Origin of the sequence: Sulfitobacter aestuariivivens, assembly GCF_014763045.1 — a bacterium.
GTDB lineage: Bacteria > Pseudomonadota > Alphaproteobacteria > Rhodobacterales > Rhodobacteraceae > Sulfitobacter > Sulfitobacter aestuariivivens.
Map to the genome: position 1 here is coordinate 1,256,550 of NZ_JACTAG010000001.1, position 21,833 is coordinate 1,278,382.

The following is a 21,833-nucleotide window of genomic DNA, read 5'->3' on the forward strand; positions in this document are numbered from 1 at the left end:
CACAGCAGCGGGACAATCGGGTGAGATATAATGAACGAGATAACATCGCTTAACGCGAACGGTATCGCTGTGCAGGCAGCGGAGACCATGCCGCATTCCATTGAGGCTGAGCAGCAGCTTCTGGGGGCGATTCTGACCAATAACGATGTCTATGATCGCGTCGCCGCGATCATTGGGCCCAAACATTTCTATGACCCCGTACACGCGCGCATTTTTGACATCGCCAGCCAGCGCATCGCCAAGAACAACCTTGCCTCGCCGGTGACCCTGAAGGCGTTCATGGAAGACGATGAAGGCCTCAAAGAGCTGGGCGGACCGGCCTACCTTGCACGCCTTGCCGGGGCCGCGATTTCCGCCTTTGCCGTGCGCGATTATGCGCAGATGATCTATGATCTTGCGACGCGCCGCGAGCTGATACAGCTGGGCCGCGATATCTCTTCCAAGGCGGCCAACGTCGATGTCGCGTCAGAACCCAAAGAGCAGATTGTCGAGGCGGAACAAGCACTTTATTCGCTGGCTGAACAGGGCCAGGTAGAAAGCGGTTTCCAAAGCTTTCTCAAGGCCGTAACGGACGCTGTTAATGTCGCTAATGCCGCGTACCAACGCGATGGTGGTCTCTCTGGTGTGTCCACCGGATTGATTGACATGGACAAGAAGCTTGGTGGTTTGCATCGGTCTGACCTTCTGATCCTTGCGGGCCGCCCCTCGATGGGCAAGACATCACTTGCCACCAATATCGCCTTCAACGTCGCGAAAGCCTACAAGCGCGGTGTGCTGCCAGATGGGTCAGTGGGGGCCGTGGACGGCGGTGTTGTCGGTTTCTACAGCCTTGAAATGAGCGCCGAACAGCTGGCTGCGCGTATCCTGTCGGAAGCGGCTGAGATTCCATCCCAGCAGATCCGTTCGGGCGACATGTCAGAAATCGAATTCCGCCGGTTTGTGGATGCGGCCAAGGCGCTGGAGGCCTGCCCGCTTTTCATCGATGACACGCCCGCATTGCCGATCAGCCAACTTGCTGCCCGTGCACGACGCCTCAAGCGAACGCATGGGTTGGACGTGTTGATCGTGGACTACCTGCAACTGGTGCGCGGGACCGGACGGTCTGAGAACCGCGTGAACGAAATTTCAGAGATCACCATGGGCCTCAAGGCCATTGCCAAGGAATTGGACATCCCGGTGATCGCCCTCTCGCAGCTGAGCAGGCAAGTGGAAAACCGCGAAGACAAGCGGCCCCAACTGTCTGACCTGCGGGAATCAGGCTCCATCGAGCAGGACGCCGACGTCGTGATGTTTGTTTTCCGCGAGGAATACTACAAGGAGCGGGAAAAACCCGGCGATCACGATCTGGAAGCCATGGGAAAGTGGCAAGAAGAAATGGAGCGGCTGCATGGCCGGGCCGAAGTGGTTATCGGCAAGCAGCGTCATGGCCCCATCGGCACGGTCGACCTGAGCTTTGAGGGTCGGTTCACACGGTTTGGCAACCTTGTGCAGCCCTGGCAGCAAGGGGCGGTCGACGAGCAGGAATTCTGATGGAGCGGCGCGGGTTTCTGGCAACAGGGGCCTGTGCCGCCGTCACGCCACGCGACACGTTGATGGCCGCCACCAGCGATCTTTTCGTTCCTCCGGAAGAATCCCCGCACGCCTTTACGCTGATGATGTGGCCGGTCAGCAATCGGGTTCATCCGGACCCCGTTTTTCGCGATATCCTGCAACAGACGGTCGCAGATATCGCCAATGCCATTGCCGATTTTGAGCCTGTCGTGATGCTTGCGGCAAAGGCCGATCACCCGGAGGCGCGCAAGTTATTGAGCAGCCAGGTGTCCTTGTGGGACATCCCTACCGAAGACCTTTGGGCCCGGGATGCCGGCCCGCTTTTCGCCTTTGAGGGCGACGCATTGGTCGTCAGCCATATCACGTTCAACGGCTGGGGCAGAAAGCAGGTGCACCAGCGCGATGGGAACATCGCGGCTGCGGTCGCTGATCGCCTTGGTTTGCGTTTGATCGACAGCGGTTTGGTCGGCGAAGCAGGCGGTGTCGAGCATGACGGGCATGGCTTGCTGATGGCGCACAAGAGTTCCTGGCTGAACCCGAACCGCAATCCCGGACTGGACCTTGACCAGATCCAAGCCCGCCTTTTGCAAGCTTACGGGGCCAAACGCATGATCTGGAGCGAGGGCGTCTTCGGAGAGGACATTACCGACTATCACATTGATAGCCTTGCGCGGTTCACAGGACCTGGTCGGGTATTGATCAACCTGCCCGCCTCCCCCGATACCAGCGACCCCTTTCATCTTGCAGCACTGGACACGCACGCTGCGTTGAAAGCTGCAGACCTGCAGATCAAGGTAATTTCTGAGCCCCGCAAGCGCCGCATAGATCATTTTGACTTTGTTGCCTCTTACGCGAATTTCTATGCGTGCAACGGCGCGGTCCTTGTCGCCGAATTCGGCGATCCCGGGGCGGATGCAGCCGCTGTGCAGGTGCTCAGACAGCACTACCCGGGGCGCGAGGTCATCACACTGAACGTTGATGCGTTGGGTGAGATTGGGGGCGGCATCCATTGTGCGACCCAGCAGGTGCCCTCCTGAACTGGCTTAACCGTCATGCCACTGCGTTGCAGGCGCTTGCCGCCGTGATCACCACTCTGGTCGCGGTGGCTGCCCTTGTCGCCATCCCGATGCAGATCAATGCCAGCGCCAGACTGCAAAACGAGCAATCGGCCCGCGATATCTATCGGGCGTTTCTGGCGCTATCGGTCGAACAGCCCGCCTTTGCCGAGCCTGACTATTGCGCGTTGAGCAAGACCACCGACCAGCACACCGCCTACCGCTACTACGTTGAATTCCTGCTTTACACCGCCGAACAGGTGACCGAGACGTCCAAAAGCTGGGAACCGGCGATGCAAAACCATCTGAAGGTTCATATGCCCTTCATGTGCAACACCCCTGGCTGGCAAGGGGAAGAGGCGCCAATTGCCAAGCTTATTGGTGAGATGCGCACGATCTACTGTCCGATTCCGGTGTGTTAGTCCTTAGCTGAGTGCAGCGCGTGTGATTTCATCGGGCGTCAGGCCATAGCGGTCTGCCATGCGCGTTCGGGCAGAAACCAACCGAGGATCGTCAGGTGCCATGCCCAAGGTCCGGATGAATTCGATGCGCTGTTGCGCCTTGAGCGCCTCGCGATCAATGTCCGTGCCCATGATCCGGTCGATGATCTGCCCGCCGGGGCTGACGTGGAACCACTTTGAAAAGTCACGAAAGTGGTGCTGGTTGTGCAGGCGCGTCACGTGTCGTTCCACTGCGGTCTTCGGGACAGTCAGATGGGCGGTCATGTGGAACCATTCATAGCCCAGAAATGTCAGCACACCGCCTGCGGGTACAATGGCAACGGCGATCCATAATGAGTGTGGTATGCTGGCGAGGCTCAGAAGGCCCCAAAGCAAGGCAAAATTCCCCACCAGCATCGGGATTGCCACCCAGACAGGTACGAAAAAGAGTTTCTGGTTGGTTGGGAAATCGTGATGCCCGTAATGCGCACGATAAAGCAGGTCAAAGGCCCACTGCCGCCGGGGCGGTTTGAGATGAAAGACATACCGGTGCAGGTTGTATTCATTCAACATTTGCGCCAGCACGCCAAACGGCACCAGGCACCAAACCCACCAGGGGGCCGCCACCGCAAGCGTCACAAAGGCCGCCGCGCAGGCGATGGCCATGATCACCACACTGGGATGCGAGAACATGATCCTGAGACGTGTCATGTCTGCACATTACAGCATCTCGCTGCCCCGCTGAATATCAGAATTACAGGACCTTGCGTAAGCGCAACCGCCGTCTGACTTGCAGACAGCGGTGGCGTGGCACCTAGCGGAGCCGTACGCCGCGCGCCTCAAGCTCTGCCACCTGATCGGCCGGGAACGTGTGATCCTTGCCCAAACGCAATGACTTCAGCTCCTTCAGCTCCATCAGGGGTGACAGGTCCGTCACGGCGGTTTCTGTGAGATCCAATGACCGCAGTGTGGCCACCTGTGCCAGTGCCGAAATATCGGTGACGGCGGTCCGGTCAATCGACAACGACTCTAACCGCGTCAGTTGGCCAAGCGCTGTGATGTCTGAAACCTTGGTCCGTCCCAATCCGATGCTTTGTAGCGCTGGCGCTGTTCCCAATGGGGTAATGTCGGCGACCTCAGTGCGGCTGAGATCGATGCTCCGCAACCGTTTCTTGCCCGCAAGCGGGGAAAGATCAGTGATGGACGTGCCCGGCGCATCCAATTGTTCAAGTTGATGCAATCCGGTCAGAGACCAGATGTTGGCCACCATAGTGTCGGCGATCATAAGGCGCATCAGGCGCGGACTGGCAGAGAGCGGGGAAAGATCCGCGACTTTGGTGCGTCCAATGCGCAAGTCCATCAGATTTGGCGCACCTGCGATCGGAGACAGGTCGTTGATGCCGCTCGCATTGGCTTGGAGGAGGGCGATATTGCTCAGACCGGCCAGCGGGGACAGGTCTACGATGTCGGTATTGCCGATCTGGAGCTCTTTCAGCGCAGGCAGCCCGGCAAGCACTGTGAGGTCAGTAACCTTTGTGCCGTTGATCGAAAGCCGTTCAAGGCCTTTGATCGCGCTCAGTAGCGTCAGATCAGAGAACTCGCCCCCGCCTATAGTCAGTGTATCAAGCCCGGTCAGCGTCGAGAGAGGTGTAAAATCGGGTACGGCCTCTGCGTTCATCACCAGTTGTTTCAATCCGGTCAAACCCGCCAACACCGACAGATCTGCCGTCTGCGCCTTCAGGTCAAGATCATCCAGCCACACCATCTGGCTGAGCGCGGTCAAATCGGAAATTTCGCGCGCATCAAGTGCCAGGCTTTTGATGCCCGGCAAATTGATCGCAGCGTCTGGAATAGCTGTCAGCCCCTTAATTTTGAAATTGAGAGAGGAGCATCCGCGTTCGACACATTTGTCCACAGTACTTGTCACCTTTTCGGACACCTCGTCGGCAGTAGCAGTGCTGGCAAAAAATGCGAGTACACAGGCGGTCAATTTCAAGTTGATAGTCATCGCTTACCTTTCAAAAATGAACTTCCATATTCGAGCCGACATCTGGCATGCGATTGAAATCAATACTTTCCTATATCGCCCGGCACGTGTAAATCGACCTTCCGAGGATGCCGCCCCGGAAGGTCGATCGTCAAGTGTTTGGCGACATAAGCCGCCACGCTGGACGTCTGCTATTCGGCGGCGCTGCGCGTTTCAAAGGTCAGCCCCTTGGCGGTGCCTTGCGCGAACCCGGGCCAATAGGAATGATCTTCCTTGAAAGTGCCGTCTTCATCGACGGACCACACACCGTCATTGGCATTAACGACCAACTCAAGAAACTCAGAATTCTTTCCTTCTTTGAGCGCTGCATCAAGCCACGCGGTCACGAAATGCTGGGCGATGTTGTTTGAGCGTACCGTGTCCCAGACCGGATCCGAATAGTGCTCTGAGATGTTGAAGCCCTTGTCCGCGTTGTCGTAGAAGCTTTCCTTGGGCGCGGACATTGGCGCGCCTGAATTATGGCCGCCGTTGATGTAGGTCAGCAGAGCGGTGTCAACGCCAGTGACCCCTTCCCAGATCGCGCGCACACCATTTTCATAAAGCGACACGTCATCCTGTGACCCGGCAATAAACAGCATCGGAATGCGCACACCGGACAGGCCTTCGGCATCCCAGAAACCGGTATTCATGCCCCAGGGGCCAATGGCGACGGCTGTTTTGATCCGCGGATCAGGCAGTGCCTCGTGGGTTTCAGAGCCAGCCTGATGAATGCCCAGCGTGCCATGCGGCCCGCCCCATGGGTAGCCGACAGAGGCTTCGGTCACACCGCCACCGGCGGTGATGATGGCACCATAGCCGCCCATGGAATACCCGATAAGGCCGGTATTGCCAGCGTCATACAGGCCGGCCATTGCACCACCCTCGCTCGCCATGGCGGCCATCTGGTCCAGTACAAACAGCTGATCCAGCGACCGGTTCACAAGTGTTGACCCAAAGGCCGCCTGCGTGCGGTAGGTGCTGTCGGTGTGATCGATGGATGCGACCACATAGCCCTTTGAGGCAATGTTTTCCGCCAGATGCGACATCAAAAAACGGTTGCCCGGATAGCCGTGGCTGATCAGCACGAGGGGGAATGGCGTGTCGGTCTCTACCGCTGCAACATCGCGCATCGCCTTGCCTTCAATGCTCACCTCGGTGGTGCCATCGCGCAGGAAAGCCTTGAGCGTCGTACTGCCCTCGCCCCCGTCCGCTGCTGGGTACCAGACTTCCACGACGAGGGGGCGGTCATAGCGCGGCCATTCGGTGGGCTTCTCCGCAGCGGGATCAATCGCCAGGATATCGATCTGATCGGGGTTGGTCATTTCCAGCGTTCGGACCCCCACCGCGTGGGTTCCATAGGCGGCCAGTTCGGGCGCACTTGGCAATTGTCTGTCGATACGATTTTCGGCCAGTGCTGCGCCGCCTGTCGTCACCGCGATTGCGAATGTCAGTGTGCGTGCAATTGTCATGGTTTCTCCCCTTTTGTTAGTTTGAACCTAGTCCGGTTACCCTTCGGTCTCAAACGATCAGCAGATTGACGTAACGTGATTGGCATCCGGCGGGGAACTATGCGGTAATGGTGCCATGCGCTTTATTATCGTTCTGCATGCCGCAATCTGGCCGCTGTTCGTGTCCGCCCAAGACATGGAGGTCGACCTCGAATTGTTCCTCGCTGTGGATGTGTCGCGGTCCATGTCGCCGGAAGAGCTGGACATACAGCGGCGCGGTTATGCCGAGGCATTGACAAGCCCCGAGGTTACCGCCGCCCTGCAGTCGGGACCACTGGGCCGCATCGCATTGACCTATGTGGAATGGGCCGAAAATCACGCCCAGCGCGTGATTGTCCCCTGGACGTTGATCGAAAAGACCGAAGACGCGGCTGCAATTGCTGCACGCCTGACGGCATCATTTGACCCAAGCCTGCGCCGCACCTCCATTTCAGGGGCGCTGGACCACGCGGCAAAAGCGTTTGATGGCAATGGGTTTGCCGGCCTGCGGCAGGTCATCGATATATCGGGCGACGGGCCGAACAATCAGGGGCGCCCCGTACTTGAGGCCCGCAGTGACGTGCTTGGCAAGGGGATCACCATCAACGGCCTGCCGCTGATGACCGAGGATGCGTTCAGCAATATCTGGGGCATTCCTGATCTTGATGTCTATTATGCGGAATGTGTGATCGGTGGTGTCGGCGCGTTTGTCATCCCTGTCCATGGGTGGGCGCAATTCCCGGATGCGGTTCGCCGCAAGCTGGTGCTGGAGATCGCCGATCTTACGATTGCACCGCGCGTGTTCCTTGCGCAGGCCACTCCGGAATACGATTGCATGGTGGGCGAAAAGATGTGGCGACAGAACCGCAGTTACTTTGACATCCCCTGATGTGCTGCATTGCTTGACCTCTGCCGCGATCCTGTCAAAAGGCGGTCATGAGCACTGCGACACTGACCATTGACATTGATGCGCTGATTGCCAACTGGCGCGCGCTGGACCGCATGACTACGGTCGAGACGGCGGCCGTCGTCAAAGCCGATGCCTACGGGCTGGGCATCGCACCGGTTGCACGTGCGCTGGCGGATGCTGGCGTGCGCCAGTTTTTCGTGGCTGTGGCCGAAGAAGGACTGGCCCTGCGCCGTGCCATCGGTCCCGGCCCCGCAATCAGTGTTTTTTCCGGCCATATGCCCGGTGACGCGGATATGCTGAACCAGGCAAGCCTTACCCCAATGATCAATTCCGTCGACCAGCTTTTGACCCATGTTGAGGCGTTGCCCGGTCATGCCTTTGGCGTCCAGCTTGATACCGGCATGAACCGCCTTGGGATGGAACCTGCGGAATGGTCCGCACTGCGCGACATCGCTTTGGCTCAAAACCCGACGCTAATCTTGTCGCATCTGGCATGTGCGGACACGCCGGATCATCCGATGAACGCGCACCAGCTTGCGGTGTTTTCGGAAATGACCGCCGGTGTTGACGCCCCCCGGTCGCTTGCGGCGACGGGTGGCGTGTTGCTTGGGCCTGAATACCATTTCGATCTGACCCGTCCGGGTGTGGGTCTCTATGGGGGGTTGCCCTTTGTGGATGCGCGCCCGGTGGTCACACTGGACGTACCGGTCATTCAGGTGCGCGACGTCGTGGCTGGCGAAAGTGTAGGCTATGCCAATGCTTTTGTTGCTGCGGCACCACTGCGCGTGGCCACTGTGGCCGCAGGCTATGCTGACGGGCTTATTCGCGCGATGGGCGCTGGGGCAACGTTTACGCACGCCGGAAAGAAGCTGCCCGTTCTGGGCCGTGTGTCGATGGACCTCATCACTGTGGATGTCACAACTCTGCACGACATGCCTGAACACCTGCAATTGATCGGCGCGCATCAATCGGTCGATACCGTTGCCGGATTTGCGGGGACCATCGGATACGAAATTCTGACATCTCTTGGTGGGCGCTATGACCGTGTCTATCACGCCGATTGAACGCCGGAGGCACGGACGCCATGGAAACCACTGTTCTGAAATGGCTTAATCTATCGCTGATGGTACTTTATCCGGTCGCGTGGTTTGCGCCACTGATGCGCGCGGGGCTGCTGCCGCTCTTTTCGCTTGATGAAATTTCGGTCATCACCGGGCTACAGTCCTTGTGGAAATCCGATATCTTTTTGGCGCTTGTCGTGACCCTTTTTGCGCTCTTTGCGCCATATCTCAAAACCATCGGCATTGCCTTGCTGCACTTTGGCCTGCTCAGCCGCAAGACATTGCCCGTGTTGAATATTCTTGGCAAACTGGCGATGGCGGATATCTTTCTGATTGCGCTTTACATCACACTGACCAAAGGCATTGGCGTCGGGCGCATCGAAGTGGCCTGGGGGCTGTACCTCTTTACGGCCTGCATTCTGGCGTCGATCCTGATCAGTTGGCGCACCGAAAAAACAGGCGCAATGCCCCGTCCCTGACACCATATTTGCGCCCCCGTGAGCCCTGTCCCATGCAGATTCGGACCAGAAATTCCCCGTGTTCGGGAACTTTTACCGTTTACGATGACTTTACCTGCAGATCGGCAAAGAATTGCCAGCAGTTTTCCCTGGGGGGACTAGAGTCATGAATTCAATGCGTAATATCACAAATATCCTTCAATTCGTTATGCAGCGCCTGGCTGTTGTCGTGTTTGTTGCCGCAGCACTTGCGCTGCTTGTTGCGACAGCGATGGCCGCTTTTGGGAATTGGGCCTGGATTTCGATCCCGATGCAGTATCAGGGGGCACCGGTCGAAAATGCGGGCATGTACGCCCAGATTGGCCTGACCGCGCTGGCAATCAGCCTGTGTTTCTTCCTGCCGTCGAGCTCGCGGGTGATGCAGCTGGAAAATTCACACCGTCAATTCTCCGTTGGTATGCAGGATGTTGCGCGCGCTTATGCAGCAGTTCACGCTGCCGATCGAAAGCAGAATTTCCAGCTGAGCTCTGAGTTTGACGCCGTGCGCGAACGCCTTGCCTATCTGCGCGATCACCCTGATCTGAGCACGCTTGAGCCAAAGGTTCTCGAGATTGCAGCGCAGATGAGCCACATGTCTGCCGAATTGGCTGAAGTGTATTCCGACGACAAAATTTCCCGCGCCCGCAGTTTTCTTGAGCAGCGGCAAGAGGAGATTGATCTATTCAACAGCCGCCTTGATCAAGCCAAAGGCATCTCGACCGAGATGAAGCAATGGGTACATGAGGTCGAACTGGAAGAGAGCGTCTGCGCCGCCCAACTTGAACGTTTGCGCGAAGAGATGGCAACCATCCTGCCAGAGCTTGGAATTGAGAAGACTGTTCAGACCCTCGATATCGAACTGGATCAGGGAAGTGAAACAGACGAAGATGAAATCGGCTTTGCAGCGCAGGAAAACACCGTGATTGAGATGTCACAAAAAGCGGCCGAATAACCGAAGGCTGGCGGGCCGCCGTCACCACCATACGAAAAGGGCAATCTGTCGCCAGATTGCCCTTTCCTCATTCAGGCCCCTGCGCCAAAAGGGGACATGGCTAAATCACCCACCACATTCACCTGTACTGCTTGCGGGGCTTCATACAACAAATGGTCCGGCAGGTGCGACGGGTGCGGGGAATGGAATACGATCCAGCAAGATCAGGGCATATCTGCCGGTCCGCCCAGCAAATCGCTTGGCGCCAAACGCGGGGCAGCCATCCATTTGACCGATCTCGCCACACAGGAAGCCCCCCCTCCGCGAAGCCAGTCCGGTATTGGCGAACTTGACCGGGTGTTGGGTGGCGGTCTGGTGCCAGCGTCGGCGACGCTCGTAGGGGGGGACCCGGGTATCGGCAAATCAACCTTGCTGCTTCAGGCCGCCGCGCATTTTGCGCGTGCCGGGCTCAAGACGATCTATGTCAGCGGCGAAGAAGCTAGCGCACAGGTGCGGATGCGTGCGCAGCGTCTGGGCCTTGCGGATGCACCCGTGAAGTTGGCCGCGGAGACCAATCTGCGCGATATACTTACCACGCTTGAAGCCGAACGCCCGCAACTGGCGATCATTGATTCGATCCAGACTATGTGGGCCGATAACGTGGAAAGCGCACCGGGATCTGTCAGTCAGGTGCGCGCTGCGGCGCACGAATTGACCAGCTTTGCCAAACGGCGCGGCGTGTCGGTCATCTTGGTGGGCCATGTGACCAAGGATGGTCAGATTGCTGGCCCGCGCGTGGTCGAGCATATGGTCGATACCGTGCTCTATTTCGAAGGCGAGCGCGGGCATCAGTTCCGTATCCTGCGCAGCGTCAAAAACCGTTTCGGTCCCGCAGATGAGATCGGCGTGTTTGAAATGACCGGCGCGGGGCTGGCACAGGTCACCAATCCTTCGGCCCTGTTTCTGAGCGAGCGCGGCCAGCCCGCCGCCGGGTCAGTGGTGTTTGCGGGCATCGAAGGCACCCGCCCCTTGCTGGTCGAACTGCAGGCGCTTGTGGCGCCCTCCCCGCATTCACAGGCCCGCAGAACGGTTGTCGGATGGGATGGCGGCCGCCTTGCCATGATCCTGGCCGTGCTCGAGGCACGCTGTGGCATCCCTTTTGCGGGGCTTGATGTGTATCTTAATGTCGCAGGGGGTATGAAGATCTCTGAACCGGCCGCCGATCTTGCGGTTGCAGCAGCACTGCTCAGCGCACGCGAAGATGTAGCTTTGCCCGCCGAAACCGTCGTTTTCGGCGAGATCAGCCTCTCTGGCGCGCTGCGACCCGCCAGCCAGACGGAAAATAGGTTGAAAGAAGCGCAAAAACTTGGTTTTACCTCCGCAATCGCGCCTCAGGGCGGGAAACCGGCGGGCAGTTCAGGTATGACACTCAATACCATGCGCGATCTGACCGGATTTGTGGGTGAAATATTTGGGGCCGGTTAGCCCTCTGAAAGAAGAAGGCAAAGCGCGCATGGAAGGTTTTACCATCATTGACGGTGTTGTGGCACTGGTCATCGTCCTGTCCGCATTGCTAGCCTATGGGCGCGGTCTGGTCCGCGAAGCCATGGCGATTGTCGGCTGGATTGCTGCCGCCATCGTGGCGTTTCTTTTTGCGCCGCGCGTTGAACCGCTGGTGCGCGAATTGCCTGTCGTGGGCGAATTTCTGGCTGACAGCTGTGAATTGTCGATCATCGGGGCCTTTGCCCTTGTTCTGGCAATCACCCTGATCATCGTGTCGTTGTTCACGCCGCTGTTTTCATCCATCGTCCAGCGATCCTTTCTGGGTGGTATCGATCAGGGCCTTGGTTTTCTCTTTGGCGTCGTGCGTGGCATATTGCTGGTGGCGATTGCCTTCTTTGTCTATTCCACGGTCATCAGCACCGAAGAGATCACCATGGTGGACGACAGCCGCTCTGCGCAGGTTTTCGGCCGTTTTGTCGGACAGATCGAAGACCGCAATCCCGAACAGGCGATGGGCTGGGTTCAATCCCGATATGAAGAGCTGGTGGGCAACTGCGGCGAGTAAGCTGCGCCGTCCTTCCCAAGCCGTCCATTCGAACAACCGACCTGCCGATCTGCCTGATTGCGGGCATCGAAATAGTGCGGAAACGACGCAGGTGCCATTTCAAGCGCATATGGCTTCTGCGATGGGGTGACACTGCCCTCCGATGTCCCTACATAGTGCCCACACCCTTAGCTGGATTCGGAGCTGCCACCCCCGTGCCCAAGAACGTGTCCAAGATCATGCCCCCCGCCCATCCGTTCGACAGCTCGTATCTGGGCGAGGACGCCGATAGCGATAAGCTGAAAGAAGAATGCGGTATATTCGGTGTTGTCGGGGTGACGGACGCAGCCAACTTTGTAGCCCTCGGCCTTCATGCGCTGCAACATCGCGGACAAGAGGCTGGCGGCATCGTTAGCCATGATCCGGACGCGGGATTTCAGTCAGCACGGCGCTTTGGTTATGTGCGCGACAACTTTACCTCGCAAAAGGTGATGGAAACCCTGCCCGGGGAACTGGCCATTGGCCATGTGCGCTATTCCACCGCAGGCTCCAAAGGGCAAACCGCGATCCGCGATGTGCAGCCCTTCTTTGGCGAGTTTGCCATGGGTGGTGCCGCAATTGCGCACAACGGAAACATCACCAATGCCAATACCCTGCGGCGCGAACTGATCGAACGCGGCTCTATCTTTCAAAGTTCGTCTGACAGCGAATGCATCATTCACCTGATGGCGCGTTCGATGGGGCGCAACATCCCCGACCGCATGGAAGAGGCGCTGCGCAAGGTCGAGGGCGCATTTTCCGTTGTCGCCATGACCCGCACCAAGCTGATCGGGGTGCGCGATCCGTTGGGCGTGCGCCCGCTTGTGCTGGGCAAGGTCGGCGATGGATATGCGCTTAGCTCTGAAACCTGCGCGCTGGATATCATCGGTGCAGAGTTCGTGCGCGAGATAAAACCCGGAGAGATGGTTGTCATCACGCCCGAGGGCGTCAAGAGCCACTTCCCCTTCCGCCCCCAGCCGTCGCGGTTTTGCATCTTCGAACACGTCTATTTCTCCCGTCCCGACAGTATTTTGGGCGGGCGCTCTGTTTATGAGACCCGCGAGGCGATTGGGCGGGAACTGGCGAAAGAGAGCCCAGTGGATGCTGATATCGTCTGCCCGGTGCCCGACAGTGGCACGCCTGCCGCCATCGGCTACAGTCTGCAAAGCGGCATCCCCTACGCCATGGGCATCATCCGCAATCAATACATGGGCCGCACCTTCATTGAACCGACAGAGCAGATCCGCAACATGGGTGTGCGTCTCAAACTCAACGTGAACCGCGCGCTGATCCGCGGCAAGCGGGTCATTCTGGTCGATGACAGCGTTGTGCGGGGCACGACAAGCCGCAAGATCAAGGAAATGATCCTGGATGCAGGTGCCAAGGAAGTTCATTTTCGCATCGCGTCACCGCCCACCGCATGGCCATGCTTTTACGGGGTCGACACGCCGCAGCGCGAAAAGCTGCTGGCCGCCACCATGTCCGAATCCGAAATGCGCGAGCATCTTGCGGTCGACAGTCTGAAATTTATCTCGCTCGACGGTCTTTACCGCGCAGTTGGAGAAGCCGAAGGGCGCAACAACGCCTGCCCGCAATACTGCGATGCATGCTTTTCGGGCGACTATCCGGTCATTCCCGCCGACAAAGTCGACGAAGGCTTTGAGATGAAGACTGCTGCCGAATAGGTCTGCTGTCGCTTTCTGACACCAGCCTGTGTCATGGTCCGTTGATGATCAACACGCCCAATCCCTTTCGTTCCCGCATCGCGGACTGGCCTGAACCGGCACGAACTGCGTTTGATCAGCTGCGCCAGATTTTTCTTGAATGTGCAGACGCAGTACAGGTTGGCCCACCAGAGGAAAGTCTTAAACGGGGCCAACCGGCCTGGCGGCCGCTCAAACCCCGGACAGGATCGACCGCGCGCATTGACTGGCATGCTGACGCCGCTGATCTGTTGTCGCTGTATGTGGACTGCAAGACCGATCTGGCCGTACGGATGCGAGCGCTTTATCCCGATCTGCCCGTCAACGATGGTCAAAGGCATCTGGCGATCGACCTGCACGCACCGGTTCCCACGCAGGCGATTTCCCATCTGGCAGAAATGGCATTCACCTATCATCTGGCGAAGAAACAATAACGCACCGCACGTAAGCATTTTTTGGCCGACGGTGCCGTTCACCCCTTTAACATGGTCTTTCGCATTGTTAGCTGCACTGCAGCATAGAAACAGGCAGACTGCGCTGCGGCGCAGAGAGGACATCATGACGACCGATAGTGACGGGACGCAGACGCCTCCCGAAGTGGTCAAGGCGGCCACGCAACAAGTACGGCTTTCGCGCATCACGCTGATTGGCGTGTTTGGCAGCACAGAGGCGCCTGGCGCTTTGATCCGGGGGCCTGACGGCAAGATTGACCGCGTCACAGTGGGCGATGTCGCCTCCGGTGGTCGTGTTGCGGCGATTGGCGAAGACCGGGTCGTGATTGCGAAGGGCGGCAAGACGACTGTCCTCAAGCTGCCCGAAGTCTGAAATTGCCTGCTTGACGGCAGGCCGGACGCGGTGCAAAGCGCGAGCCATGACAAAGACAGCATTGATCACCGGCGCCTCACGCGGTCTGGGCGCAGCCCTGGCCGAGGCGCTTGCACCTGGTCACCACGTGATCGCCGTGGGCCGCACCACCGGCGCGCTGGAAGAACTCGACGACCGCATCAAGGCCAAAGGTGGATCCGCCACGCTTGCGCCGATGGACATCACCGTACCTGATGCCATGGCAACCCTTTGCCGTGGAATTCACGACCGCTGGGGCCATCTGGACCTGTGGGTTCACACAGCAATCCATGCCGCCCCGCTTGCGCCTGCCGTCCATGTCGACGCCAAGGACATGGCCAAATCCGTTGCCTGCAATGTCACCGCCACTGGGACCCTGATCGCCTATGTTGCCCCGCTGTTGGGGCAGACAGGTCAGGCGGTATTCTTTGACGACCCGCGACAGGGCGAGAAGTTCTTTGGTGCCTATGGGTCCACCAAGGCCGCGCAAATCGCCCTTGCGCGCAGCTGGCAACAAGAAGCTTTGAAAACCGGGCCAAAAGTCCACGTGGTCACACCGCACCCCATGCCCACCGCCACACGCGCGCGGTTCTTTCCAGGAGAAGACCGCAGCACGCTCCATGATATCCACGCGCAGGCGGCTGCGGTTTTGGCGCAACTCTAGCCTTTCACCCTTTTGTCAAATACCTGCCATCGCTTGCCGCCTGCGGGTCCCTCTCCTATCAAGGGAAAAAAGGGACCGGCATGCGCATTCTCATCACCAATGACGACGGCATCAATGCGCCGGGGCTCAAAGTGCTCAAGGCCATTGCCGAAGAGATTGCCGGCCCCACGGGAGAAGTCTGGACCTGCGCGCCTGCTTTTGAGCAATCCGGCGTCGGTCACTGCATTTCCTACACGCACCCCTTCATGGTCGGTAAAATGGATGACCGCACCTTCGCGGCAGAAGGCTCACCCGCCGATTGCGTGCTGGCCGCCTTGCACGACGCGATGACCGCCGCACCGCCCGATCTGGTGCTGTCTGGTGTGAACCGGGGCAATAACTCGGCTGAAAACACGCTCTACTCCGGCACAATCGGCGCCGCGATGGAGGCCGCTCTGCAAGGTCTGCCCGCCGTTGCGCTGTCGCAATACTACGGTCCCGGCAACCGGGATCTTGAGGATCCGTTTGAGGCATCCGCCCAACATGGCGCAGAGGTGGTCAGGCGCATTCTGGACAACAGCCCGGCGGAAAAAGAAGGATACCGCCTGTTCTTCAACGTGAATTTTCCTCCCGTCGCCGCAAAGGATGTCAAAGGCATCCGGCTTGCCCCGCAAGGGTTCCGCGAGGGGCTGGGCTTTCACACGCAACCCCATTTGGCGCCGTCGGGGCGGCGGTTCTTGTGGATCACCGGAGGCGATCAGCAAAAGCGCAAAACGGCTGCGGATGCTGATGCAGCCGTTAACCTTGAAGGGTATATTTCCGTCACGCCCATGCGTGCGGACCTGACCGATCACTCCGCCTTGAGCACGCTGAAAGGGATCAGTAGATGAGCCAGGCGGCGGGTTTCGATGCGGAGCGGAAAATGCAATTCCTTTATGCGCTCCGCTCAAAGGGGGTGACGGATGCCCGCGTGCTTTCGGCCATGGAGGGGGTTGATCGCGGCCCCTTCATTCGGGGTCTCTTTTCAGAACGCGCCTACGAGGACATGCCTCTGCCTATTGCCTGCGGGCAGACGATCAGTCAGCCCTCGGTCGTCGGTCTGATGACACAAGCGCTAGAGGTGACCCCGCGCGACAAGGTGTTGGAAATCGGCACAGGATCAGGTTATCAGGCCGCCATCCTCAGCAAGCTTGCGCGGCGGGTTTATACCATCGATCGACATCGCAGGCTGGTCCGCGAAGCGCGCGCAATTTTCACGGCCCAGGACCTGACGAACATCACTGCCATCACTGCCGATGGCAGCCACGGCCTCGCAGAGCAGGCCCCCTTTGACCGCATCATCATTACCGCCGCTGCCGAAGACCCGCCCGGCCCCCTGCTGGCCCAACTGAAAGAAGGGGGCATCATGGTGCTGCCCGTTGGCCAGTCGGACGCCGTCCAGCACCTTATTCGCGTGCGGAAAACCGCCGATGGGCTGGAATACGACGAATTGCGGGCTGTCCGCTTTGTTCCTTTGCTAGAAGGGTTGGGCAAAGATACATAAATACTGTAGAGTGCGCGAAAATCCCGGATGAACACGGGGTGGCAGTGATGAGGACATGCAGATGCGTCATAGTTTGAAGGGCCGCCGTGGGCGGCTTGCGGTGCTGGCAGGCAGCAGCGCGGTTGTGTTGGCCGGGTGCGCGGGGCAACCGCTTGATTTTGATCTGCGTGGTCTGAACGGCGGGTTCACCACGGCCCAAGCCGCAACCGCACCACTTGCCGCACGTCCCGTTCCTGACAACCGCGGCGTCATTTCCTATCCAAATTATCAGGTGGTTGTCGCCAAGCGTGGCGACACGCTGGTCGATGTGGCCACGCGTGTCGGTGCGAATGCGAACGCGCTGGCCAGCTACAACGGTATTGCCACGAATGTGCCTTTGCGTCAGGGCGAAATCATCGCGCTGCCCGACCGCGTCGCGGAACCATCACCGGCAACGGGTGCCAGTGGCACAGGACCCATCCAGCCGGTCGACATCAGCACGCTTGCGGGCAACGCCATCGACAGCGCTCCGGCGACGCCGGCTGTGCAAACCGCCGCCCTGCCCTCTGCACCTGCGACAAAACCCAAAGGACAGACCGGCAAGGAACCCGTCCGCCACCGTGTGGAACGGGGTGAGACGGCCTATACCGTCGCGCGACTTTACAGCGTGCCGGTCAAAGCGCTGGCAGAATGGAACGGGCTTGGCTCAGATTTCGCGATCCGAGAAGGTCAGTTCCTGCTGATCCCCGTGCCCCAGCAAAACCCGCCCAAGCGGGCCACCGCAGCTGCATCTCCACCCGAAACCACACTGCCAGGTGTTGGCAGCCCGACGCCGACACCTCCCTCAGCAGCCAAGCCGTTGCCGGATGACAAGACCGCAACACCGGCCCCTGCGGCCACCACCCAGCCCAGCAAACCAGTGGCCGACGTGGGCCAGACCACCAGACCTGCCGCGACGGGCAAGTTGCTGCCCCCCGTTCAGGGCAGCATCATCCGCGCCTACGCCAAGGGCAAGAACGAAGGGATCAACATCAAGGGCGCCCCCGGCGCCGCCGTGAAAGCCGCTGACGCCGGAACCGTCGCTGCGATCACCAAAAGTGCCGAAGGCGTGCCCATCATCGTGGTGCGCCATGGCGGCAACCTGTTGACGGTCTACGCCAACGTGACCGACGTCAGCGTCGCCAAGGGCGATAGCGTGAGCCGTGGACAGTCAATTGCAAAGCTGCGCAGCGGCAATGACGCCTATGTCCATTTTGAAGTCCGCGAGGGTTTTGACAGCGTCGATCCCGGCCCGTTCATCAACGGCTGATCAATGGGCGGGGCCCCTAGCCTGCGTTGACCTGCACGCCTTTGCGCCCTGCAAGATCTACAAAGTACTGCCAGGCCACACGACCTGATCGGGCGCCACGGGTGGCCTGCCATTCGATGGCTTCCGCCCGCAAGGTGTCATCGTCGATACACACATCATATGCATCACAATATCCCCGGATCATCGCCAGATATTGATCCTGATCGCAAGGGTGGAACCCCAGCCAAAGGCCGAACCGGTCGGACAGTGACACCTTTTCTTCCACCGCCTCTGAGGGGTTGATGGCAGAGCCGCGCTCGTTCTCGATCATGTCGCGTGGCATCAGGTGCCGCCGGTTCGACGTGGCATAAAGGACCACATTGTCAGGGCGCCCTTCGATGCCACCATCAAGCACCGCCTTGAGCGATTTGTAATGGGCATCGTCATGACCAAAGCTCAGGTCATCACAAAAAAGGATAAACCGCTGCGGTGCTCCGCGCAAAAGGTTCAGCAATCTCCCGACAGAAGGAAGATCCTCGCGCTGCAATTCGACGATGCGCAGCGCCTGGGAACTTGCATGAACCGCGCCATGCACCGCCTTGACAAGGCTTGACTTTCCCATGCCTCGGGCGCCCCATAGCAAGGCGTTGTTCGCAGGCAACCCATCCGCGAATTGCCGCGTATTTGCCAACAGCGTGTCGCGGGAACGGTCCACGCCGATCAGCAGATCCAGCGGCACCCTTGCAACCTTTTCTACAGGCTCCAGCCGGTCAGGGTCGGTGTGCCAGACAAAGGCCGCAGCCGCATCAAAATCAGGTGCATCCCGCGGGGCCGGTGCCATCCGTTCGAGCGCTGCGGCGATGCGATCCATCGGATCGGTGGTCATTTCCGATCCTCGTCCTCATCACCCATTTCAGCGATGGTCGGATCTTCGTCCTCGTCATCGTAGTACCCATCTGCGCGCAGTTGTGCCTCGCGCTTGGTCTCTACCCGCTTGACCAGCTGAATGGAGATTTCATAGAGGCCATAGACAACGACAAAGAGGATAAGCTGCGTGATCACGTCGGGCGGTGTCACCAGCGCGGCCAACACCAAAATGCCGACCATGGCGTATTTGCGCACATTCCCCAGACCTTCAGCACTGACCAGACCGGCCTTACCCATCAATGTCAGCAACACAGGCAGTTGAAAGCACAGGCCAAAGGCCATGATAAATTTCAACGTGATATCAAGGCTTTCGTTGACTTTCCCGTTGAAGGTAATCGTGGCGGCGTTGGACTTTTCCACCGCCTCTACCGCGCCATTTGTCGCGGTTGAGACGATATTGGTCAAAAACGAAGACGCATCCGCAAACCCCAACAGAAACGTCATCGCCAGCGGCGTGACGACCAATTGCGCAAAGGACGCCCCCAAAAAGAACATCGCCGGGGATGCGATCAGGAAAGGCAGAAAAGCGTTCTTTTCCTGCCGGTAAAGCCCAGGCGCCACAAACCGCCACATCTGAAAGCCGATCACGGGAAACGCCAAGGCAAAGCCGCCGACCATCGATACCCGGAACAGCGTGAACAGGTATTCCTGCGGCGCGGTAAATTGTAACGCAGGGTTTTCATCGCCCAGATCTCTGAGCGTCTGCACCACTGGATTCAGCAGAAAATTCATCACATGTTCGGCGATGAAATCCCCCTGAATGGGGATGAAAAAGAACGTGATGGCCACCAGCAACGCCAGAACCGACCGGATCAGCCGCGTGCGGAGCTCTGCCAGATGCTCTATCAGCGGTGCAGAGCTGGCTTCGATCTCGTCGGTGTCGTCACTGGTGCTCATGTGTCACTCTTCTTGGCCGGAGCCTCTTTTGGTCGCGCTACCTCTGCAGGAGCTTTCAGTTCGGCTTCTGCTGCATCTGCCTTGGCCAGCGCCTCGGCCGCCTCGCGCTGTTTGCGTTCTGCGGCGGCGCGCGCGGTCGCGGCTTGAATTTTCTTGATGTCCTCGGCCCGCTTGGCCGCCAGCTTGCCCGTTTCGCTATCCGGATCGATGTCCGTCAGAGATGAGGCCGCCGATTTGACCCCGTCCATTGCCGATCCAAGCGGATTGGTCGCCGCCTTGAGGGATTTGTTGATCCCGCTGGTGACTTCGCGCACACCGCTTTCGTCGGCCGCATCATTCATTGCCTGACTGAATTCGCGCGCCATGCCCTTGGCTTTGCCCACGAACTGACCCACGCGCCGAAACAGCACGGGCAGGTCTTTGGGCCCCACAACAATAAGCGCCACGATGCCAATGACCAGAAGCTCTGACCAACCTAGATCGAACATCGGTGCTTACACCTGATCCTTGTCGGCCTTGAGGTCTGTCTTGGGGTGCGTGCCCATATCAGTATGCTCTGGCAGGTCTGCCGATTTCACGTCCTCGACCTGCTTCATCTCTTCCTCGCCCTCATTGATGCCCTTCTTGAAGCTCGTGATGCCCTTTCCGACCTCACCCATCAGCGAAGAAATCTTGCCGCGCCCAAAAAGCACCAGCACAACAACCGCAATCAGCAAAAGGCCCGGCAGGCCAATGTTTCCAAGTCCCATGATCGTCTCCCATAGCGTCTGGCCCTTCAGAGGGCGGAACAATTCAGCCGCCCTTTTACGCGCTCGCTGCGATGCCGCAAAGGGGGCGCAGCGGGGAAACTGCACGCCCGGCGGCTCAGAATCGGAAATTCTGGCGCTTGCGTCACTCAACTGACAGGTTTATGTCAGTTGTACCGCGCTATCAGGGTCGCACCACATGACACACAAGGAAAAAATCATGTCACAGACCCAGAACATTATCGCCGAAATCGTCACCTTCAGACTGACCGAGGGCAGCGACCCGCAGGCATTTGTCGCCGCCGCACGCGCAATCGAACCCATGCTGCACGCCGGAGGGCATACCTTGTCCCGCACGCTTTCACGGGATGCAGACGGTCTGTGGACCGATCATATCATCTGGACCTCGGCTGAGGCGGCCAAAGCCATGGCCGAAAAGATCATGAGCGCACCAGACGCCGCCCCGATGATGCAAATGATCGACCCCGAAGGTGTTGTGATGCGCCACGCGGAAATCTTCCACTTGCAGGAGTAGCATGCGCCGCTCAGACCGCCTTTTCGATATCATCCAGATCCTGCGCGACGGTAAACTGCACCGCGCGCGGGACATCGCGGCACGTCTCGAAGTCTCGACCAGAACCATTTACCGCGATATGGATACGCTTGTGGCCTCAGGCATCCCGGTCGAAGGGGAGCGCGGTGTGGGGTACATGATCACCGAAGCGATCTCGCTGCCCCCTCTAAATCTGTCCCCCGCCGAGCTTGAGGCGCTCAATCTCGGGCTTGCCGTTGTCGCACAGGCTGCTGACGAGGACCTGAAAGCGGCGGCAAACACGTTATCAGACAAGATAGATGCGGTCCTGCCGACCTCCACAATCGCGGAAGCGGACGCATGGAAGTTTGCCGTCTACCCGTTCGCCGATGCCGCGCGGAACCTCACGCATATGCCCCTGCTGCGGGCCGCCATCAAGGCGCGCCAGAAAGTGCGGCTGACTTATACCTCGCGCAAAGGCGACGTCACCAGCCGCGTCATCCGCCCCCTACATATGGAGTATTGGGGCAAGGTCTGGACGGTGACCGCGTGGTGCGAGAACCGTTCCGATTTTCGCGTGTTCCGGCTTGATCTGATGGACGCCGCCGAGGCCCTGCCAGAGCTCTTCGTCGATGAACCAGGCAAACGGATCGAAGACTACATGCCCTGATCTATTTCACCCTTTTTC

The 21,833-nt window shown here is 59.0% G+C and carries 25 protein-coding genes; 18 read left to right on the forward strand and 7 right to left on the reverse strand.

Features of this window, described 5'->3' with window-relative positions; all coding sequences use genetic code 11:
• The first annotated feature begins 30 nt into the window (after window positions 1-30).
• The 3 genes from H9Q16_RS06230 to H9Q16_RS06240 are packed head-to-tail and all read left to right on the forward strand — an operon-like array spanning window position 31 to window position 3,028.
• Window positions 31-1,530 carry a replicative DNA helicase gene (locus H9Q16_RS06230; RefSeq protein ID WP_191074469.1) on the forward strand — a complete coding sequence of 500 codons (1,500 nt, stop codon included), beginning with the start codon at window positions 31-33 and terminating at the stop codon, window positions 1,528-1,530.
• Complete coding sequence (locus H9Q16_RS06235; protein ID WP_191074470.1) at window positions 1,530-2,588, forward strand: agmatine deiminase family protein; 1,059 nt, start codon at window positions 1,530-1,532, stop codon at window positions 2,586-2,588. The genes H9Q16_RS06230 and H9Q16_RS06235 overlap by 1 nt, the downstream gene beginning before the upstream one ends.
• A complete protein-coding gene (locus H9Q16_RS06240; protein ID WP_191074471.1) occupies window positions 2,561-3,028 on the forward strand; it encodes a hypothetical protein in 468 nt (155 codons plus the stop codon). The genes H9Q16_RS06235 and H9Q16_RS06240 overlap by 28 nt, the downstream gene beginning before the upstream one ends.
• A 3-nt stretch (window positions 3,029-3,031) precedes the next feature.
• Here H9Q16_RS06240 and H9Q16_RS06245 read toward each other — a convergent pair whose 3' ends face one another.
• The 3 genes from H9Q16_RS06245 to H9Q16_RS06255 all read right to left on the reverse strand — a co-directional run bounded on the left by H9Q16_RS06245 (window position 3,032) and on the right by H9Q16_RS06255 (window position 6,541).
• A complete protein-coding gene (locus tag H9Q16_RS06245; protein ID WP_191074472.1) occupies window positions 3,032-3,757 on the reverse strand; it encodes a sterol desaturase family protein in 726 nt (241 codons plus the stop codon).
• A 103-nt stretch (window positions 3,758-3,860) separates the two neighbouring features.
• Window positions 3,861-5,054: a leucine-rich repeat domain-containing protein gene (locus tag H9Q16_RS06250; RefSeq protein ID WP_191074473.1), complete on the reverse strand. Its 1,194-nt coding sequence runs from the start codon at window positions 5,052-5,054 to the stop codon at window positions 3,861-3,863.
• Between the two features lie 170 nt (window positions 5,055-5,224).
• Window positions 5,225-6,541 (reverse strand): alpha/beta hydrolase family protein, encoded by a 1,317-nt coding sequence (locus H9Q16_RS06255; RefSeq protein ID WP_191074474.1) that lies wholly within the window; start codon window positions 6,539-6,541, stop codon window positions 5,225-5,227.
• A gap of 115 nt (window positions 6,542-6,656) precedes the next feature.
• Between H9Q16_RS06255 and H9Q16_RS06260 the strand changes: the two genes are divergently transcribed.
• The 13 genes from H9Q16_RS06260 to H9Q16_RS06320 all read left to right on the forward strand — a co-directional run bounded on the left by H9Q16_RS06260 (window position 6,657) and on the right by H9Q16_RS06320 (window position 18,064).
• Entirely contained in the window at window positions 6,657-7,448 is a 792-nt protein-coding gene (locus H9Q16_RS06260) for a DUF1194 domain-containing protein (protein WP_191074475.1), read from the forward strand.
• A gap of 47 nt (window positions 7,449-7,495) precedes the next feature.
• Window positions 7,496-8,533: an alanine racemase gene (gene alr / locus H9Q16_RS06265; RefSeq protein ID WP_191074476.1), complete on the forward strand. Its 1,038-nt coding sequence runs from the start codon at window positions 7,496-7,498 to the stop codon at window positions 8,531-8,533.
• Between the two features lie 20 nt (window positions 8,534-8,553).
• On the forward strand, window positions 8,554-9,009 hold the full coding sequence (locus H9Q16_RS06270; RefSeq protein WP_191074477.1) for a paraquat-inducible protein A: 456 nt from the start codon (window positions 8,554-8,556) through the stop codon (window positions 9,007-9,009).
• 145 nt (window positions 9,010-9,154) lie between these two features.
• On the forward strand, window positions 9,155-9,979 hold the full coding sequence (locus tag H9Q16_RS06275) for a DNA repair protein (RefSeq protein WP_246455488.1): 825 nt from the start codon (window positions 9,155-9,157) through the stop codon (window positions 9,977-9,979).
• A 96-nt stretch (window positions 9,980-10,075) separates the two neighbouring features.
• The gene (radA, locus tag H9Q16_RS06280; protein WP_191074478.1) at window positions 10,076-11,443 is read left to right on the forward strand and encodes a DNA repair protein RadA; all 1,368 of its coding nucleotides are present in this window, start codon (window positions 10,076-10,078) and stop codon (window positions 11,441-11,443) included.
• A gap of 28 nt (window positions 11,444-11,471) precedes the next feature.
• On the forward strand, window positions 11,472-12,026 hold the full coding sequence (locus tag H9Q16_RS06285) for a CvpA family protein (RefSeq protein WP_191074479.1): 555 nt from the start codon (window positions 11,472-11,474) through the stop codon (window positions 12,024-12,026).
• A 218-nt stretch (window positions 12,027-12,244) separates the two neighbouring features.
• Complete coding sequence (purF, locus tag H9Q16_RS06290) at window positions 12,245-13,729, forward strand: amidophosphoribosyltransferase (protein ID WP_191074480.1); 1,485 nt, start codon at window positions 12,245-12,247, stop codon at window positions 13,727-13,729.
• A gap of 44 nt (window positions 13,730-13,773) precedes the next feature.
• Window positions 13,774-14,181, forward strand: a complete 408-nt coding sequence (locus H9Q16_RS06295; RefSeq protein ID WP_191074481.1) for a DUF1801 domain-containing protein — start codon at window positions 13,774-13,776, stop codon at window positions 14,179-14,181.
• A gap of 124 nt (window positions 14,182-14,305) precedes the next feature.
• On the forward strand, window positions 14,306-14,572 hold the full coding sequence (locus H9Q16_RS06300) for a type II secretion system protein N (RefSeq protein WP_191074482.1): 267 nt from the start codon (window positions 14,306-14,308) through the stop codon (window positions 14,570-14,572).
• Window positions 14,573-14,618: 46 nt separating this feature from the next.
• Window positions 14,619-15,254, forward strand: coding sequence for an SDR family NAD(P)-dependent oxidoreductase (locus H9Q16_RS06305; protein ID WP_191074483.1), 636 nt, complete (start codon window positions 14,619-14,621; stop codon window positions 15,252-15,254).
• A gap of 80 nt (window positions 15,255-15,334) precedes the next feature.
• The gene (surE, locus tag H9Q16_RS06310) at window positions 15,335-16,123 is read left to right on the forward strand and encodes a 5'/3'-nucleotidase SurE (RefSeq protein ID WP_191074484.1); all 789 of its coding nucleotides are present in this window, start codon (window positions 15,335-15,337) and stop codon (window positions 16,121-16,123) included.
• Window positions 16,120-16,776 carry a protein-L-isoaspartate(D-aspartate) O-methyltransferase gene (locus tag H9Q16_RS06315; protein ID WP_191074485.1) on the forward strand — a complete coding sequence of 219 codons (657 nt, stop codon included), beginning with the start codon at window positions 16,120-16,122 and terminating at the stop codon, window positions 16,774-16,776. The genes surE and H9Q16_RS06315 overlap by 4 nt, the downstream gene beginning before the upstream one ends.
• 61 nt (window positions 16,777-16,837) lie before the next feature.
• Window positions 16,838-18,064: a LysM peptidoglycan-binding domain-containing protein gene (locus H9Q16_RS06320; RefSeq protein WP_191074486.1), complete on the forward strand. Its 1,227-nt coding sequence runs from the start codon at window positions 16,838-16,840 to the stop codon at window positions 18,062-18,064.
• A 16-nt stretch (window positions 18,065-18,080) separates the two neighbouring features.
• Here the strand turns inward: H9Q16_RS06320 and H9Q16_RS06325 are convergent, their stop codons facing one another.
• The 4 genes from H9Q16_RS06325 to tatA are packed head-to-tail and all read right to left on the reverse strand — an operon-like array spanning window position 18,081 to window position 20,616.
• On the reverse strand, window positions 18,081-18,929 hold the full coding sequence (locus tag H9Q16_RS06325; RefSeq protein WP_191074487.1) for an ATP-binding protein: 849 nt from the start codon (window positions 18,927-18,929) through the stop codon (window positions 18,081-18,083).
• Window positions 18,926-19,867 carry a twin-arginine translocase subunit TatC gene (tatC, locus tag H9Q16_RS06330; RefSeq protein WP_191074488.1) on the reverse strand — a complete coding sequence of 314 codons (942 nt, stop codon included), beginning with the start codon at window positions 19,865-19,867 and terminating at the stop codon, window positions 18,926-18,928. The genes H9Q16_RS06325 and tatC overlap by 4 nt, the downstream gene beginning before the upstream one ends.
• Entirely contained in the window at window positions 19,864-20,355 is a 492-nt protein-coding gene (gene tatB, locus H9Q16_RS06335; RefSeq protein ID WP_191074489.1) for a Sec-independent protein translocase protein TatB, read from the reverse strand. Before tatB ends, tatC begins: the two co-directional genes overlap by 4 nt.
• Window positions 20,356-20,361: 6 nt before the next feature.
• Window positions 20,362-20,616, reverse strand: coding sequence for a twin-arginine translocase TatA/TatE family subunit (tatA, locus tag H9Q16_RS06340; RefSeq protein WP_191075178.1), 255 nt, complete (start codon window positions 20,614-20,616; stop codon window positions 20,362-20,364).
• 217 nt (window positions 20,617-20,833) lie between these two features.
• Here tatA and H9Q16_RS06345 point away from each other — a divergent pair, with 217 nt between their 5' ends.
• Window positions 20,834-21,148: a hypothetical protein gene (locus H9Q16_RS06345; protein ID WP_191074490.1), complete on the forward strand. Its 315-nt coding sequence runs from the start codon at window positions 20,834-20,836 to the stop codon at window positions 21,146-21,148.
• Window position 21,149: 1 nt separating this feature from the next.
• A complete protein-coding gene (locus H9Q16_RS06350; protein ID WP_191074491.1) occupies window positions 21,150-21,815 on the forward strand; it encodes a helix-turn-helix transcriptional regulator in 666 nt (221 codons plus the stop codon).
• Window positions 21,816-21,833 lie beyond the last annotated feature (18 nt).

Excerpts from the sequence above, each read along its gene's own strand:
- H9Q16_RS06325 (WP_191074487.1), bottom strand. The coding sequence starts at position 18,929 with ATGACCACCGATCCGATGGATCGCATCGCCGCAGCGCTCGAACGGATG.
- H9Q16_RS06270 (WP_191074477.1), top strand. The coding sequence starts at position 8,554 with ATGGAAACCACTGTTCTGAAATGGCTTAATCTATCGCTGATGGTACTT.
- tatB (WP_191074489.1), bottom strand. The coding sequence starts at position 20,355 with ATGTTCGATCTAGGTTGGTCAGAGCTTCTGGTCATTGGCATCGTGGCG.
- tatC (WP_191074488.1), bottom strand. The coding sequence starts at position 19,867 with ATGAGCACCAGTGACGACACCGACGAGATCGAAGCCAGCTCTGCACCG.
- H9Q16_RS06300 (WP_191074482.1), top strand. The coding sequence starts at position 14,306 with ATGACGACCGATAGTGACGGGACGCAGACGCCTCCCGAAGTGGTCAAG.
- surE (WP_191074484.1), top strand. The coding sequence starts at position 15,335 with ATGCGCATTCTCATCACCAATGACGACGGCATCAATGCGCCGGGGCTC.
- tatA (WP_191075178.1), bottom strand. The coding sequence starts at position 20,616 with ATGGGACTTGGAAACATTGGCCTGCCGGGCCTTTTGCTGATTGCGGTT.
- H9Q16_RS06315 (WP_191074485.1), top strand. The coding sequence starts at position 16,120 with ATGAGCCAGGCGGCGGGTTTCGATGCGGAGCGGAAAATGCAATTCCTT.
- H9Q16_RS06235 (WP_191074470.1), top strand. The coding sequence starts at position 1,530 with ATGGAGCGGCGCGGGTTTCTGGCAACAGGGGCCTGTGCCGCCGTCACG.
- H9Q16_RS06345 (WP_191074490.1), top strand. The coding sequence starts at position 20,834 with ATGTCACAGACCCAGAACATTATCGCCGAAATCGTCACCTTCAGACTG.
- H9Q16_RS06230 (WP_191074469.1), top strand. The coding sequence starts at position 31 with ATGAACGAGATAACATCGCTTAACGCGAACGGTATCGCTGTGCAGGCA.
- purF (WP_191074480.1), top strand. The coding sequence starts at position 12,245 with ATGCCCCCCGCCCATCCGTTCGACAGCTCGTATCTGGGCGAGGACGCC.
- H9Q16_RS06275 (WP_246455488.1), top strand. The coding sequence starts at position 9,155 with ATGAATTCAATGCGTAATATCACAAATATCCTTCAATTCGTTATGCAG.
- H9Q16_RS06285 (WP_191074479.1), top strand. The coding sequence starts at position 11,472 with ATGGAAGGTTTTACCATCATTGACGGTGTTGTGGCACTGGTCATCGTC.
- H9Q16_RS06350 (WP_191074491.1), top strand. The coding sequence starts at position 21,150 with ATGCGCCGCTCAGACCGCCTTTTCGATATCATCCAGATCCTGCGCGAC.
- H9Q16_RS06255 (WP_191074474.1), bottom strand. The coding sequence starts at position 6,541 with ATGACAATTGCACGCACACTGACATTCGCAATCGCGGTGACGACAGGC.
- H9Q16_RS06305 (WP_191074483.1), top strand. The coding sequence starts at position 14,619 with ATGACAAAGACAGCATTGATCACCGGCGCCTCACGCGGTCTGGGCGCA.
- H9Q16_RS06295 (WP_191074481.1), top strand. The coding sequence starts at position 13,774 with ATGATCAACACGCCCAATCCCTTTCGTTCCCGCATCGCGGACTGGCCT.
- H9Q16_RS06245 (WP_191074472.1), bottom strand. The coding sequence starts at position 3,757 with ATGACACGTCTCAGGATCATGTTCTCGCATCCCAGTGTGGTGATCATG.
- H9Q16_RS06260 (WP_191074475.1), top strand. The coding sequence starts at position 6,657 with ATGCGCTTTATTATCGTTCTGCATGCCGCAATCTGGCCGCTGTTCGTG.
- H9Q16_RS06250 (WP_191074473.1), bottom strand. The coding sequence starts at position 5,054 with ATGACTATCAACTTGAAATTGACCGCCTGTGTACTCGCATTTTTTGCC.
- radA (WP_191074478.1), top strand. The coding sequence starts at position 10,076 with ATGGCTAAATCACCCACCACATTCACCTGTACTGCTTGCGGGGCTTCA.
- H9Q16_RS06320 (WP_191074486.1), top strand. The coding sequence starts at position 16,838 with ATGCGTCATAGTTTGAAGGGCCGCCGTGGGCGGCTTGCGGTGCTGGCA.
- alr (WP_191074476.1), top strand. The coding sequence starts at position 7,496 with ATGAGCACTGCGACACTGACCATTGACATTGATGCGCTGATTGCCAAC.